The sequence below is a fragment of the Paenibacillus sp. FA6 genome (assembly GCF_051550225.1).
Classification (GTDB): domain Bacteria; phylum Bacillota; class Bacilli; order Paenibacillales; family Paenibacillaceae; genus Paenibacillus_AQ.
The window spans coordinates 5,593,629-5,609,126 of sequence record NZ_CP188820.1; the positions used below are offsets into that span (position 1 = coordinate 5,593,629).

Here is a 15,498-nt window from a genome sequence, read left to right on the forward strand (position 1 = left end):
CTTGTAGTGCAGTATAAATGGAAACAGTGGAGCAAGTCTTCGCGCAAATGGTTATGGATTCTGGTTGTAATCGGAATCGTAGCCGCTATGCCTGTGGCGTATGACCGCTTCCAGACAGAGACATCTACGAATCAAGTGGAGTTCGCTTTCGATTACCGTGATTTGGTGGATATAGCTGTCTTACAAGCACATCCCCAAGAGTATATTGACGAACAATTGGATCGGCTGAAGGATGCCGGAGTCAGTACCATGGCTATGTTCGAAAGTACACTGGACGAATTCCAGAAATCGCGGCGTATTATGCTTTTTAATAGTAAGGATATAGCTACTCAGAAGAATCAACTGATTCCCGTGAATGAGAATTTCACGTATATCGCATTCACGAATGAAGAGAATGAAAGTGGAATCGCTCCTGTTATTGAAGAGACATTTGATATGCTGGAGATTGTAGTTAGACCATGGACGAATGGGGATCAAAGAGGGCTTGTAATCGAGACGCCTTTGGAGAATGCTATCATGAAGCCGATGCAATCGGATCCTATTACGTTCGCTATGCTACGTAGCAAGGGATTTAACATTATGCCACGAATGGGAGATAGTCTTCCCTACAACCAGGAATACATGAAGTCAGTGATATCTCATTATGCCTCTGAAGGGGTAACGCGTATTCTTTTTGAAGGTGAATCCGTCAAAGGGTACAATGATCATGCTGATATGAATAGTTTGGATGCCTTTGCTGAGCTTCTTAAGGAGCATGGAATAGGTGTTGTAGCCATCGAGAATTTGAAGAAACCCCAACTGGGTTTGAATAAATTGGCTTACTTGCTTGATTATAATATTGTGCGCTTGTATTCATTGAGTGAAGCCGACGCATATCTGGATGTCGAGAAGATTGCTGACCGTTTCGCATTGGCCAGTAAAGACCGTAATATACGTATATTCTACTTGAATGCAGCACCAATTCGTAATACTGCCAAGTCGATGATTACAGATCCAATGGATAATTTAATCCACAGTCTTGTAGAACCAGGGAACGCGATAGAGAAGATTGAAAGCAATGGATTTACAATCGGTGAGGCGAAAGCCTTTGACATGGTAGACTCATCCTATCAACGTATTCTGAAAATGGTCGTCGTACTTGGTGCGGTTGCCTTCGTAGCGTTGTTAGCGTCGTACTTCATTCCGTTATTAACTATCCCTGCCTTCGTGATCGGGATGATCGGAAGTGCTGGACTATTTATACTAAGACCAACGATGTTCGAACAGGCACTAGCTTTGCTCGTGGCGGTTAGCGGACCTACGATCGCAATGATCCTAGCTATACGCAAATTGAACGAACTGAATGTCAATGATGTAGAAATGAAGTTAAGCCGTCGTTTAACGCATACACTTGTTCTATATGTGAAGACTGCTATTATTTCTTTGAGTGCTATACCTTTTGTAGTAGCACTGTTGAATAACGTGACGTATCAAATGGTTCTTGAACAATTCCGCGGTGTTAGCTTACTACACTTTGCTCCAATTGCTCTTGTAGCTCTATATGTTATTCTCTATCGTGGAGGGAATCTACGTCAGCAAATGGGTACAATTCTACGCAGTCGAATTACTGTAATGGGTGTCATAGTCGTCGGAATCATCGGTGTGGTAGGCTTGTATTATTTGAGCCGCACAGGTAATGGTGGTTCGGTAACGTCGATTGAAATGACATTCCGTACGCTGATGGAGGATACGTTCGGTGTCCGTCCACGTAATAAGGAATTTATGATGGCGCACCCTATATTTCTCCTAGGTATCTTTATGTCCATTAAATACCGTAATGCTGTCTACATGATGGTCGTTGCGGTCATAGGTCAACTATCTATGGTAGATACATTTGCACATATTCATACACCGCTTACGATATCACTCGTACGGGACCTACTTGGATTAGGATTAGGGCTTATTATTGGGCTTATTGCCATAGCGGCATGGCAGATTGCAGAAGGGTGTTGGAAACGATGGTCACCACTCCTCAAAGGATAGTCATATCGGGGTACTATGGATATAATAATAGCGGGGACGAAGCTGTGCTTCAATCGATTTTAACAGCGTTACAAGAACAGGCTGAAGTTGCAGGATTGCTGCTTCAGCCTGTAGTTCTATCGATTGACCCTGAGTGGACGATGTCTACTTACGGCGTTGAAGCTGTTCATCGGATGAAGCTTGGTGAAGTAAGACAAGCGATTAAGAATAGCTGCGGTCTGATTAGTGGTGGTGGAAGCTTGCTTCAGGATGCTACGGGTTCTAAGACGATCCCTTATTATTTAGGTGTCATTAAGCTGGCTCAATGGATGAGGAAGCCGACATTTATTTATTCTCAGGGAGTGGGTCCTGTGAGTCGGGGGATGTTCCATCCGATGATTAAATCGGTATTTAATCAATGTGCGTATATTTCAGTTCGTGATCATGAGTCTTCTGAGTTACTTCAGCAGATGGGGGTGCAAGGAAGCATCATAGATGTCGTTCCTGATCCGGTGATGGGATTACAACTGAGGAATGATCGGATGCTGTCTAATACAGACGTTCAGAACGATGTTGATGCGATGAATCATGAGGAATTACCGATAATTGGGATTTCCATTCGTTATTGGGAGAAAGATCGAAAGGAACTTGTGAAGATCGTTGAAGGATTACAACAGGTGATGACGCGACAACCTCTTCATGTCAGATTTCTCCCGTTCCATCTCCCATCTGATGTTGAAGCATCACAGTTCATGATTGATCTGCTTGGTGACGTCGCGTCAAAAGGAAGTCGTGTCAGCTTATGTTCAGACATTGTTCTTCCGCAGGACATGCTAGAGGAGATTAGCAAGTGCCAGATTATTATTGGAATGCGACTTCATAGCTTGATCTATGCCGCAAATGTACAAGTGCCGATGATCGGTATTTCCTATGATCCCAAGATTGATCATTTCCTTCAGAGGTTGGAACTTCAACCGGTGGGGGATACGTCATCCTTGGATGCAGATAAGTTAGCTTCTGCGCTGGAACAACTATTGTTTCATGAAGAAGCTTGGCGTGAAGTTCATGCAGTACAGATTGATCAATTGAAGCAGGAAGCTTCAACCCCTGCGAAGCGTATTGTTGAATATATAGCAAGTAAGGTGATAACATGAATAAGACATTATTAAAAGAAGTACCAACAGTTCCTATATTCGGAATTCACGTAAGCAAATGGGGAATGGACGACACCATTCAGTATTTAACGGAAGTCATTACATCTCGGACCCCACATCAGGTTATTACAGCCAATCCCATTATGATTATGACGGCACTAAAGAGTGCTACGTATATGTCGGTTATGAAGCATGCCGAATTCATCGTTCCCGATGGGACAGGCGTGGTATGGGCCGCTCGTGTGGGTGGGGAACCCGTTCAAGAACGGGTGGCAGGTTATGACCTGTTACATGAATTAATGAGAACAGGAGAAAACTATCGTTGGAGAGTGTATTTACTTGGCTCAACAGCAGAAGTCATTAAGGAGACTGCATCCAGACTGCAACAGCAGTATCTAGGTGTGGAAATTGTTGGATATCATGATGGTTTCTTTGGTCCAGAGGAAGATGAAGTGGTGGTTGAACAGATTAGAGCGACTACGCCAGATATCCTCTTCGTGGCTCGATCCGCCGACACGCAGGAACCTTGGATTGCGAAACATAAGGCTCAGCTTGCTGTTCCGGTTATGATGGGAGTTGGAGGAAGCTTTGACATCATTTCAGGTAAAACCAAACGTGCACCGATGATCTTCCAGAAACTTCGATTAGAGTGGTTATATCGTCTGTTAAGTGAGCCAACAAGGTATCGAAGAATGCTTGCATTACCGCAATTCGTAGTGAAAGTGTTACGGGACAGAGGAAACGTGACAAAATCCAGCTAAAATAGGCTAAATAGCGTGATTTGGGTGAAAAACTACTGAAATACGGAGTTGGTGTTTATTTTTCGGACGGAGTATAATTTATTCCGTTAGAGAAAATGGAGGTTGAACTTTGAATATTTTGATGATATCGATTATAGGGTTTGTCGTCGCTTTAGGACTGGCACTTATATTAACACCACAAGTAAAGAAATTTGCATTTAAAATAGGCGCAGTGGATGTTCCAGATGCCCGTAAAGTGCATACGAAAATTATGCCTCGCTTGGGTGGACTCGGAATCTATTTAGCCTTTGTAGTAGCTCTTCTGCTGGCATTGCCGTTCATAGCGAATGACTTGTCGATGAGGGATACGAATTTCATTAAAGCCTTTCTTATCGGTGGAACCATGATCGTGTTGATTGGCGCATTGGATGATCGTTTTCAATTATCTGCTAAAGTGAAGTTTGTAGCACAGATTGCAGCTGCGTGTGTTGTCGTATTTGGATTTGATATATCCGTGAACTTTGTAAATATACCTTTTAATAATACGTACTCTTCATTAGAGAGTTGGATTTCCATACCCCTCACTATCTTCTGGATTGTCGGCGTGACGAACGCTATCAACCTGATCGATGGATTAGACGGACTTGCCGCAGGTGTGTCAGCTATTGCAATTGGGACAATCTTAGTGATGTCTTTGCTGATGGGGAATATGATGATTGCATTACTATGCATGATTCTGCTAGGAGCTATCATTGGATTTCTATTCTTTAACTTCCATCCGGCTAAGATATTCATGGGTGATTCAGGATCCCTCTTCTTAGGCTTCTGCCTGGCCATGTTATCACTGTTAGGATTCAAACAGATTGCTGTAGTATCCTTGATTACACCCTTAATTATTATCGCTGTACCGTTATCGGATACATTCTTTGCGATAGTACGTCGTTGGGTTCAGAAGAAACCGATATTTGCTCCTGATAAAGGGCACTTGCATCATTGCTTAGGTGAACTAGGCTTCAGCCACCGTCAAAGTGTTCTCATTATTTATGGAATTGCTACTTTCTTCGGTGTATTGGCAGTTATTCAATCATCAGCTGCATTCTACGATGCGAACTGGGTCACCTTCGTCGTCATCTGTATCATGATGTTCATACTCCAGATTGGTGCTGAAGTGGTTGGTCTAATTGGCAAAACAACGAAACCACTGCTGAACCTCATCGCAAGATTGCGGATGAAGGAAAATGCGGGGACGAGATCGAAGTAACTGTATATGTAGAATCGAACATTCTTATGTTAGAAAAAGGAAACCCTATATACCTAGAAATTTAGGTATATAGGGTTTTTATGTTATTGTTCTTCAATTTTATGCTGTTTAGACCGATAAAGTAATTAATATGAACAAAAAAGGAGAGATTTATTACATGCAACGTATCAAGAAACCATTCATTTGGATGCTTTTATTAACATTACTCGTATCTATAGTTCAGCCAGGGGGTATGCCTACTGCGTCGGCGGCCAATGTGGCCACCAGTTATTTTACTCCGGATATTGGGGCTCTTAAAGATACTGTAGCACTGACACTGAGACCAGAAGCGAAACCAGGTGGTACATTTTCAGAGATTATCTCGAGAGACAATGTATACCATGTTACTGACTCAGATTTGACGATTACAGGAACATTCACGAAGGTGACAGGTTCTAGTCTAGGCGTTAATATTCAACAATTGAACTGGGTCCCTAAAGACAGCGTATGGACAGAAGATCCAACTCATGTGACCCCGGGCTTGATGCAACTGGATGTGGATAGACCAGACAACCGGTTCTCAGCTAAAGCAACCTTGTATCCTGGGATGAACAAAGTTACCTTTTCAGGATCGCAGGGACTGAATGATCGCTCCGAGACGTTTTATGTTCTATTTGACCAAGTGCCATATGTTGAGAAACTTATGATTCTTGGGGGTGCAGACAAGCTTAATCTAAATGAAGGAGCTCAAGTAGTTGTTCCGACAGATGAGATTACGCTAGAAGGTAAAGCATTAAACGCGACGAAAGTAACGGTCGCTGTTAATGGAAAAGCTGCGCTAGCAACATCATTACTACAAGACGGAACGTTTTTTACACCGCAATTACAGCTTGAACCTGGGGTGAATGATCTTAAGTTAATCGTACAGAATGCATCAGATACTCTAACCTTTAATTATTCTCTGTATTATTATGATGAGAAGAATCCAATTGTAGGATTGTATTTGGTTGGTACTGATAATATTGCTCAAAGTGTACTTAATGTAGTGCCTACGTATACGGAGAATACAACGAATGCTAAGATATATGCTCAGATGTTGGTTCAGGATAATCTCAATACTCCTTTTGATGGCTCTGCTATTATAGGGCTAAAAACAGGGACGACTAATGCAACTATTAATCTGAAGTTTTACGAGGGAATTACGATTGATTCTGCAGGTAAATTGACTACAGTTCCTGGTGCTGAAATCTTCATACCAGGAATTACGCAGAATACGCCATCTTATCGACTGGTGACATTTGAAGTTGATCCTCTTGATTTTGAATTGGAAGCTGATGGAACAACTGTTGTGAAAGATCAAAGACACACCCTTTCAGTGACCTACGGGACGAAGACAATAAGTAAGAGAATTGATTTTCAGTACATGCAGGGACAGACTGTGATTAAAGATCTGAAATATTTAAAGGGATATGACGAGACTAAGCCTAGTGTTATTCCAGCGGGTGAAGCACTTAATGGGGCTAAGCTGGATTCGAGTGACTTCTACATTATGGTGACTACGAATAGTAAACCATCCAATGTTCAATTGATTGCAAATTACTTACCTTTAGCCACGGAGGCTATTTCGGTATCAACAGTAGTTCATACAGTATCTGATACGCAATATATTTATAAGATTACTGGGTTCAAGAATGGTAATCAGACGGTTCGTTTTAAATATACGGGTTCTGATTCTTATAAGGATGCTACAATTTCATTTGCATCAAAGAGCTACATTTATATAGCGAATCTTTCCGATGGACAGACATATACGATCGATTCAGGAGCAACGAATTTGCTTTCTGTTCAGGGCGAATATGTTGACTTTGACACATTGAATAGTCAATATTTTTTAGGGGAAGTATTTGTTAACGGATTGAAAGTTAGATCTTCCTCAGATGCAACTTTGGGTGAATGGCTTATTACCGAAAATGCGAAGTATAATGGTAAATTTATTTTTGATCTTGAAGTTTCAGCAGAAAAGGGTCCGTTAGTCTTTGGAGAGAACCGGATTATATTCACAGGAACAGGAACGGACACTGATGGAAAGACCCGTGAAGTGAAGAAAGAATTACGTATTTACATTGTAGATCAGAATGTGTCAGCCATTACGAACTTCCAACCTGCTGTCGGTAAGGATCGCGTAACGTTCCCGCCGAGAGATTTTGCTTCAGATAATGAGCAACTACCTAAAATATTCAACTTAACACCTGATTTCATTTATAAAGACTATAAGTATACAACGAGTTTAAAGACATATGATCTAGTGCTAAGAGGCAGCGGGGCTATTAAAGCCAATCTAAATTTAGGTACTAAGAATATATTATCTGTTGATATTCCGAGTGTCTCAACAGGTAATGTGACAGTTACACCTTCGGGTAAGTATAACTACGACTTCGCAGGGAATCAGAAAGATTTCATCATGAGAATACATGATTTGGTGACGGATATGCCTGGAACGCATGTCTATACATTAGAACTTATTAATGAGACAGGTGCCAAAACAAGTCAGCGCCTTGAACTAGTAAGGGAAGAGAGTTCTTATCGCTTGATTTCGCCTCAACCAACGGTGGGTAATCAGTATGTTGTGAACAAGAACTTTGTTCATTTCGATATTGAGGCGGAGGGTGCAACGTCGGTTATTATAGATAAAGAGGAAGCTGTGAAGCGTCCCGATTTGGGAGATAACCGCTTTGTACTAGATTATGTAGGATTGAAGCAAGATAAATCTACAAAGATCAAAATTCAAATCATACGTGGTGCTGTTACCAATACGGATACGATAGAAGTATTCTATACTGGAACTGTAGCTGTTGATGCGCAGTACATGGCACCTAAAGTAAATACGAAGTATAGTGTATTTAATAAAAAGCTTGAATTATCATTCCCTAAGGGAACGGTAATGCAGAGTAAAGATGTTAGGGGAATTAACAAATACTATCCAGAAACAAAGCTACTTTTTGGAATAGCGGAACCAATCACTGGAGTTGTGGAACGTCGTAACGATTACGGTAATATTATTGGCTTCCCTGGAACAGGAGAAGTGAGTGGAGCGATATCTTGGAGTATTCCTGATGAACTCTTAATGAACTTTGGTTCAACCGTAAAAACAAAAAACTTCGGGGATGTGTCCGATGTATATTGGATTAGCGGTGGTTTAGGAGAATTGGGAGATAGGACTTCTGTAGGTTATTTGCCAGCTACCAACGGTTTGGCACCATATTCTGTTGATGCTTTGTTTGGAGATCGTCAGACTCCAGCAGAACGTAAAATCACACCATCTCAGCGGGGAACATTGACGCTTGCCTATAATGCGAACGTTGTAGATGAAGCTGGATATACGATTACTGTATTCCGTTATAATGCGAATCGACAATGGGAGAACATCGGTGGAGTAGTGGATTCGAAGAAACACACCGTAAGCGTCCCATTTGATGAGTTTGGTTATTATAAGGTGATGAAGATGAGTCGTGGATATTCCGACATAACAAACCATCAATGGGCACGAAATGTTCTAAATGCGTTATATGCTAAGGGATTCATGAATAATCTACGTTTTGAACAATTTGGGTCAGATGACCAAACGACAAGAGGCGAGTTCGCAACATTGCTTGTGAAGGGTTTAAGCTTGCCATTGAATTATGATGGCAAACAAACCTTTGCTGATCTTGTGCCGGGAGCGAGTTCGACGACTTGGGATTATGCGCATATTGAAACAGCAACAAGAGCAGGTATCGTTACAGGTCTTACAGATGGTATCTTTGCACCAGATCAACCGATTACACGTGAGCAAGCAGCAGTGATGATTGCTCGTGCACTTAAATTGAAACTGGCTGTTACCGATCAGAAGTTAAAGGATAACGTGGCTAAGTCATTCTTAGATTCAGGTAAAATTGATGCTTATGCACTTGCTTCAATTGAAGCTGTTACGAAGGCTGGTATTATGTCTGGATCAGCAGTGACAGCGGCGGGGCAGAAGAAACCATCATATAACTTCAATCCGAAGTCCAATATGACTAGGGCAGAAGCTGCTAAAATTGCTGTAGAACTTCTAAAGAAGAGCACTAAAATTTTCCCGAAAAATCTAAGTTAGTCTTTAAAGAGAGCCCTACCTCCATTATTAATGTAGGGAAGGGCTCTCTTTTCCAATTACATCTTTTTGTAATTTAGGTTGTTTTACGTTACAATGTCTAAGAACTTAACTTTTTCTAGAGGGTGAACGTTACTAATGAAACCAATCTATTCTAAAGCTCAGATCGATTATATGAAGGCAAAGACGGTTTTTGAGAATAGAGCTAGTGTGATGGAACAGAAAATTGAATTGACTCGTAAGACAACAGAGGTTACTCAGGAAGTGATGGAAGGGCTCGTTCTCGAGACAGGCTTCCATGATGCCTACAATGAATTGAAGACAGCAGAGAATAACCTTATTGCATGGTCACATGTTACGATGAAGCATGAGAAGACCTATCGAGAGAATAAGCAGTCGATTGAACAAATGTATGAGAGCCTCAATAGCAGTCCTGAAAAGAGAGCTCAGATTATTCAATTGTCGATGAAAATCCGGTAACAATTTTGTAATAGTTAATATGGAATCACGGAGTGCAAAAGGCGCCGAAGGGCGTCTTTTTCTTGTCTTTATAGCAAGAATAGGGATTTTTATTTATGTATTCATACGATTACAGCTAATTTAGTAACAAAAATGATTTTTTTTTAAAAAAGGTGCAACTTTTTAGAAACTCATGCGTCTAAGAGTTATAAGCATTCAGCAAGGGGAGTTACCCAATAGTACCCGAATAAAGAAAATTATCTATGAATTAGAAAATTTAGCTTTACGGCAACTTGGACCCAATGTATAATACTTATTGTAGGATTGGATGCTAGTCTATATTTGCCAATTTCTGTTTACCAGTTTCTGTGATACCCGTCACAGACATCATTTATATTTACTTGCTCAACTCGAGAAAGGGGGTGCAACGACAAATGAGTAATACGAGCCCACTCTATGAAAATAAAAATAATAATGTTATGTATTCCCAAGGAGGAGACAAAAAGGTTATGAAGAAAATTTTATCAGTAGCACTATCTACAGCAATGGCATTCTCAATGTTTGCATCTGTAGCGTTCGGAGACACTCTATCAACACAAGACAAGTATGATGCATTGAAAGCAAAAGGTATTTTCAGTGGATATCCAGATGGTACTGCTGGCCTTGACAAAGAAATGACTCGTGCTGAATTTGCAAAAGTTATTACTAAGGTTGCAGGATTGACAGAAGTGACTGGCATTCATTCTTATAAAGATGCAGGCTACGACAATCCTAAGAACTGGGCTGCACCATACATCGAAGCAGTAACTGTTGCTGGTATTATGGAAGGTACAGATCTAACTAAAAAGTTGTTCGAACAAAAGAAAAATGTAAGTGTTGAGGAATTGGCTAAGATTCTAGTTAATGCAATGAAGCTTGAAGTTCCTGTAACTGGAGACAATACTGCCAGTGAATGGGCTAAGGGTTATGTTGCAGCAGCAATCAAAGCTGGATTTATCAGTAAAGACCTAAATTTTCAAGCTGATGCAAAACGTTCATTGTTAGTAGAAGCAGCATTTGCAGCTGAAGCAGCATTGAATGTAACTACTGCAACCAAAGTTGCAAGCGTATCTGCTAGCAACCTGAAGGAAGTTGTAGTAACTTTTGACGGTACTGTTGATGCTGAATCTGCTGAAGAAGTGAGTAACTATACTTTGAAATCAGGTAAAGTTATCAAATCAGTAATACTAGCTGATGACCAAAAGTCTGCTACAATTAACTTGGAATCAACTTTAGCAAACAACAAGGTTGATGCCTTGACTGTAGCTAACGTTAAAGCTGGGGATAAAGTAATTAGTGCAAATCTATTTGAATTCACTACGGTTGATAATGTTCTTCCAGTAGTAGAATCCATTAAGTCTTTGGGAACTAAATCTGTTAAGGTTGTGTTCAGCGAGCCAATTAACGATTTGAAACAAAGTAACTTTACTTTGGATGGTAAAGAGTATTACGGTAAAGTTGATCTTGGTGCAAATAACAGATCTGCAATCTTGACTCCATACAGCGCGACTGCACTGGCTGTAGGCGATCATAAATTGGTTGTTACTGGTGTTAAAGACTATGCTAACTTTATTTCCTTGAGTTCAACTCATGAGTTCACTGTTGTAGAAGATAAAGATGCTCCTACAATTACTGAAGCTACAGCTACATTGGAAACTGTGACAATCACATTCTCTGAAGATGTAGACGATGCTACAGTATCGGCTAGCAATGTATTCTGGAAATCAGGTACAGATAAGAAAACAGCTGATAGCAAATTGAGATTGGCTGATAACAAGTATAAATTCTTCTTTGATGCAGAAAAGAAATCTCTTCCAACAGGATCAGTTGCTGTTTTCGTTGAAAACGTGAAGGATTACTCTGGAAATACTATTGCATCTGGAACAAGCGTGATCGTTACTCCTGTAATTGATCAAGTTCGTCCAGAAGTAGCTAAAGTAACTGCTGTAACATACGATCAAATTAAAGTTGTATTCACTAAACCGTTGTTGGCTGCTAGTGCGAGAGATACTAAGAACTACACAGTAACTAACAAAGACGGTAAAGTAATTTCTGTACAAAGTGCTGACATTGATCCTACCAATTCTAAAGCTGTATTGGTTAATCTCTACTCAAAATTGTCTGCAGGTAATAATACAATTGCTATTAAGAACGTGAAAGACAACACAAAACTTCAAAACACTATGCTTGATTTTAGTGGGGCTGTACTATCATCAGATGTTGATGCTCCAAAAATCAGTTCTTCTCTTGTTAATGTAAATGACCGTCGTGTTGTTATCAAATTCGACAAAGTAATGGATGTTGAGTCCTTGACTAATTACTCTAATTACGTAGTAACAATCAATGGATCACAACAAGTATTGAATACTACTAATGCTGATATTTCCCCAATGCAAGATGCAACTGCGGTATCTATTACGCTTGCTGAAACAATTAATGGTAAAATCACTAAATTTGCACCATTATCCGGAAATTCTTCAACTGCAAATGTAAGTCACTTGCAAGTTCTAGGACTTAAGGATGCTGCTGGTAACTACCTTCAAGAATTCACAGAACAGACTGAGGGGCGTATAATTGAAACGCATGCAAACACAGTATTTGAAACAAAGCGCTTTAGCAATGACTATGCTGCGAATAAAGTAGCGAAATTGGTTGACCAAAAGACACTTCAAATTAAGTTCTCTGCTGGTATTAACCAAGTAAATTCCGGTGCATTGGTTGTTAACAAAGATGGTGTAGCGCAAACTATCAATAGTATTGATGTTGATGGCTCGAATGTTGTTACGATCAACTTGGCGAATGACCTTCCTACTGATGGTGATCTTGTAACTGTAGCTGTTGATTTCAATCGTATGACTACCATTGCTGGGGATAGAGCTCATGGAGTGGATAATCGTATAATTGGAACAAGTGAAATTCAAGATGCTGTAGCTCCGAAGGTTATGACTGAAGGATTGTATACTACAGTTAGTGGTGCCACTTATGAATCAATTACTATTGCTTACTCCGAGGTTCTTAGGGACTCAGGTAGTGTTCTGTTGAACAATAGTGATTACAAAATCACTCGTATCTCTGACAATAAAGTTCTAGATGCTGCAACAGATTATGCTGTAATTGTAAATGGAAGCAAGGTAGTTACTATCGAATTGCATGATAATGTTGATAGAAAGAAACCTACTGCTTATCGTGTAGAGGTTAAAGACGCTAAACGTGTTAAAGACTTAGCTGGTAATGTGATTGCTGATTCAGATAAAGATACTGTAGTGGTTCCTGTTAGACCGTAATAATCTTAATTAACAAAACAAAAAGAAGAGAACAATGTTCTCTTCTTTTTGTTTTGTCATTTTTCCAGTTGTAATTGGAAATAGACATAAACATTGAAATGAAGTGAACTTGGACAAGAAAAATCTAAATCTAATCTATCAAAGGCTTGTTTCTTTTATTTAAAACCCCTATCCTTAAAAATGAGATAGTATAATAAAAATAGGAGGACCATCATGAATAAAACTTGGAAAATTCTAAGTACGGCAGTGTTGATCATTGGAGGAGTATGGCTAGGCTCACTACTTAATACCACAGCCAGCGGTGCTGGTGGCACCGGTCAACCCGGTACATCCGATGACCCCGTCGTTACCAAGAGCTATGTGGATCAACAAATTCAAAAAGTATTGGGTGGTGGAACTACGACACCTACGCCAGCACCTACAGTACCTACGAATCCACCAAATAATGGTGCTGTGAGTACAAGTAACGCCGTTGTCATCGTCGACGTGAAACCAGGTGAGAAGCTCATCGCAGAAGCAGGAGCTGAATTTATTGTTCGTAATGGTAAAGCGATAATCTATAGTCTAGATGCCAATGGTGTAGCAGATTTAACTGATGGTAAGGATATTGTAAATGGACAAGCGATTGTTACGAATCATCTATTATCATTTCCAAGAGATGGCCGTGGTATTACAGTTCAAGATGGACAGAAATACGGTTTAGTTGTTATGGTACGCGGTGGATATAGCATTCAATAATACTTATCCCTTATTATTGCCAGTAGTAGCAATCTTTTATACGTGTAATTCCAATCATCATGCTAATAATACTCTTGTAGGATCATCATACAGGAGGTGCTTATTATAATGGCAAGGAACAATCGAACCGTTGTGCCGGAAAGTCGTCAGATGATTGATCAGATGAAATATGAAATTGCTGCGGAGTTCGGACTACAGGTAGGTGGATACGGTGGACTGGCTGGAACGGATACTGAATTTGCCTCTGATCTAGGACAGGTTGGAGGATATTCGAATCATGGACGGTCAAGCTGGGGTCATATAACCTCAAGGGAGAATGGCTCTGTGGGTGGGGAGATCACTAAACGATTAATACGGCAAGCTCAACAAAGCTTACTATAATAACGCATAGTTTGACACGATTTCACAAATAAGATAATATGACGAATAAGGATTGTACTGCAACCTTTTCCAATTGGGAAAGGTTCATTTTTTGCTTATAGGAGGTTAATTCATGTCAATTAAAGGACGTCATTTGTTTACATCAGAGTCCGTTACTGAAGGACATCCAGATAAAATCTGTGATCAGATTTCTGATGCTGTATTAGATGCATTCTTAGAGAATGATCCTAATGCACGCGTTGCCTGCGAAGTAGCTGTGGCAACTGGACTTGTGCTTGTTATTGGAGAGATTAGTACAAGCTCTGAATATGTCGACATTCCAGCCATTGTTCGAAATACAATTAAAGAGATTGGTTATACCAATGCTAAATATGGTTTCGATTATAATACAAGTGCTGTACTAACTTCATTGAATGAGCAATCAGCTGATATTGCCCAAGGGGTTAATGCTGCATTGGAGAATCGTGATCTTGAGCAAATGCATAAGGAAACGGCAGATATTGGTGCTGGTGATCAAGGGCTTATGTTCGGTTTCGCATCGAATGAGACACCTGAACTGATGCCTTTACCTATTGCACTAGCGCATCGTATTGCACGTCGCTTAGCAGCGGTGCGTAAAGATGGTACGTTAGAGTATTTGCGCCCAGATGGTAAGACACAAGTAACGATTGAATATATGGATGATAAGCCAGTACGTGTTGACACCATAGTTGTATCTACGCAACATGCAGAAGAAATTACGTTAGAGCAGATCCAAGCTGATATTAGAGAGCATGTTATTATCCCTGTTGTTCCTGCGGAGTTGCTTGATGAGAATACCAAATATTTCATTAATCCTACAGGGCGTTTCGTTATTGGGGGTCCTCAAGGAGATGCGGGTCTAACTGGACGTAAGATCATTGTCGATACATACGGTGGTTACGCACGTCATGGTGGCGGGGCGTTCTCTGGTAAGGATCCTACCAAAGTAGACCGTTCTGCAGCTTACGCGGCACGTTATGTAGCTAAGAACCTAGTAGCGGCTGGCCTTGCAGATAAGTTGGAGATTCAATTGGCTTATGCCATTGGTGTTGCTATGCCGGTGTCGATTAATGTAGATACTTACGGTACAGGTAAGGTGAGTGAAGAGAAACTAGTTAAGCTCATCCAAGACAACTTTGATCTTCGCCCAGCTGGTATTATTCAAATGCTTGATTTGCGTCGTCCAATCTACAAACAGACAGCGGCTTACGGACACTTCGGTCGAACTGATCTAGATGTTCCTTGGGAACAAGTGGATAAGGCTGAGTCATTGAAGGAACAAGCAGGAATCTAAAGATTAATGCCCTTATTA

Annotated in this window: 10 protein-coding genes; all 10 read left to right on the forward strand. The window is 40.5% G+C overall.

What is annotated here, in order from left to right; translation table 11 throughout:
- The first annotated feature begins 6 nt into the window (after positions 1–6).
- The 10 genes from ACP8HI_RS25105 to metK all read left to right on the forward strand — a co-directional run bounded on the left by ACP8HI_RS25105 (position 7) and on the right by metK (position 15,480).
- On the forward strand, positions 7–2,022 hold the full coding sequence (locus ACP8HI_RS25105) for a DUF5693 family protein (protein WP_438348826.1): 2,016 nt from the start codon (positions 7–9) through the stop codon (positions 2,020–2,022).
- On the forward strand, positions 1,998–3,155 hold the full coding sequence (csaB, locus tag ACP8HI_RS25110) for a polysaccharide pyruvyl transferase CsaB (RefSeq protein ID WP_438351987.1): 1,158 nt from the start codon (positions 1,998–2,000) through the stop codon (positions 3,153–3,155). The genes ACP8HI_RS25105 and csaB overlap by 25 nt, the downstream gene beginning before the upstream one ends.
- On the forward strand, positions 3,152–3,916 hold the full coding sequence (locus ACP8HI_RS25115; protein ID WP_438348827.1) for a WecB/TagA/CpsF family glycosyltransferase: 765 nt from the start codon (positions 3,152–3,154) through the stop codon (positions 3,914–3,916). The genes csaB and ACP8HI_RS25115 overlap by 4 nt, the downstream gene beginning before the upstream one ends.
- A 115-nt stretch (positions 3,917–4,031) precedes the next feature.
- On the forward strand, positions 4,032–5,156 hold the full coding sequence (locus tag ACP8HI_RS25120; RefSeq protein ID WP_438351988.1) for a glycosyltransferase family 4 protein: 1,125 nt from the start codon (positions 4,032–4,034) through the stop codon (positions 5,154–5,156).
- 157 nt (positions 5,157–5,313) lie between these two features.
- The gene (locus ACP8HI_RS25125; RefSeq protein WP_438348828.1) at positions 5,314–9,267 is read left to right on the forward strand and encodes an S-layer homology domain-containing protein; all 3,954 of its coding nucleotides are present in this window, start codon (positions 5,314–5,316) and stop codon (positions 9,265–9,267) included.
- A 135-nt stretch (positions 9,268–9,402) separates the two neighbouring features.
- Positions 9,403–9,744, forward strand: coding sequence for a hypothetical protein (locus ACP8HI_RS25130; RefSeq protein WP_438348829.1), 342 nt, complete (start codon positions 9,403–9,405; stop codon positions 9,742–9,744).
- A gap of 413 nt (positions 9,745–10,157) precedes the next feature.
- Positions 10,158–13,046 carry an S-layer homology domain-containing protein gene (locus tag ACP8HI_RS25135; protein ID WP_438348830.1) on the forward strand — a complete coding sequence of 963 codons (2,889 nt, stop codon included), beginning with the start codon at positions 10,158–10,160 and terminating at the stop codon, positions 13,044–13,046.
- Between the two features lie 213 nt (positions 13,047–13,259).
- Complete coding sequence (locus ACP8HI_RS25140) at positions 13,260–13,784, forward strand: hypothetical protein (protein ID WP_438348831.1); 525 nt, start codon at positions 13,260–13,262, stop codon at positions 13,782–13,784.
- Positions 13,785–13,892: 108 nt separating this feature from the next.
- Positions 13,893–14,165, forward strand: coding sequence for a small, acid-soluble spore protein, alpha/beta type (locus ACP8HI_RS25145; protein ID WP_438348832.1), 273 nt, complete (start codon positions 13,893–13,895; stop codon positions 14,163–14,165).
- A 112-nt stretch (positions 14,166–14,277) separates the two neighbouring features.
- Entirely contained in the window at positions 14,278–15,480 is a 1,203-nt protein-coding gene (gene metK, locus ACP8HI_RS25150; RefSeq protein WP_438348833.1) for a methionine adenosyltransferase, read from the forward strand.
- Positions 15,481–15,498 lie beyond the last annotated feature (18 nt).

Bases quoted from the DNA above. Each gene is read 5' to 3' on its own strand.
- csaB (WP_438351987.1), top strand. From the start codon at position 1,998: ATGGTCACCACTCCTCAAAGGATAGTCATATCGGGGTACTATGGATAT.
- ACP8HI_RS25115 (WP_438348827.1), top strand. From the start codon at position 3,152: ATGAATAAGACATTATTAAAAGAAGTACCAACAGTTCCTATATTCGGA.
- ACP8HI_RS25125 (WP_438348828.1), top strand. From the start codon at position 5,314: ATGCAACGTATCAAGAAACCATTCATTTGGATGCTTTTATTAACATTA.
- ACP8HI_RS25130 (WP_438348829.1), top strand. From the start codon at position 9,403: ATGAAACCAATCTATTCTAAAGCTCAGATCGATTATATGAAGGCAAAG.
- ACP8HI_RS25135 (WP_438348830.1), top strand. From the start codon at position 10,158: ATGAGTAATACGAGCCCACTCTATGAAAATAAAAATAATAATGTTATG.
- ACP8HI_RS25140 (WP_438348831.1), top strand. From the start codon at position 13,260: ATGAATAAAACTTGGAAAATTCTAAGTACGGCAGTGTTGATCATTGGA.
- ACP8HI_RS25145 (WP_438348832.1), top strand. From the start codon at position 13,893: ATGGCAAGGAACAATCGAACCGTTGTGCCGGAAAGTCGTCAGATGATT.
- metK (WP_438348833.1), top strand. From the start codon at position 14,278: ATGTCAATTAAAGGACGTCATTTGTTTACATCAGAGTCCGTTACTGAA.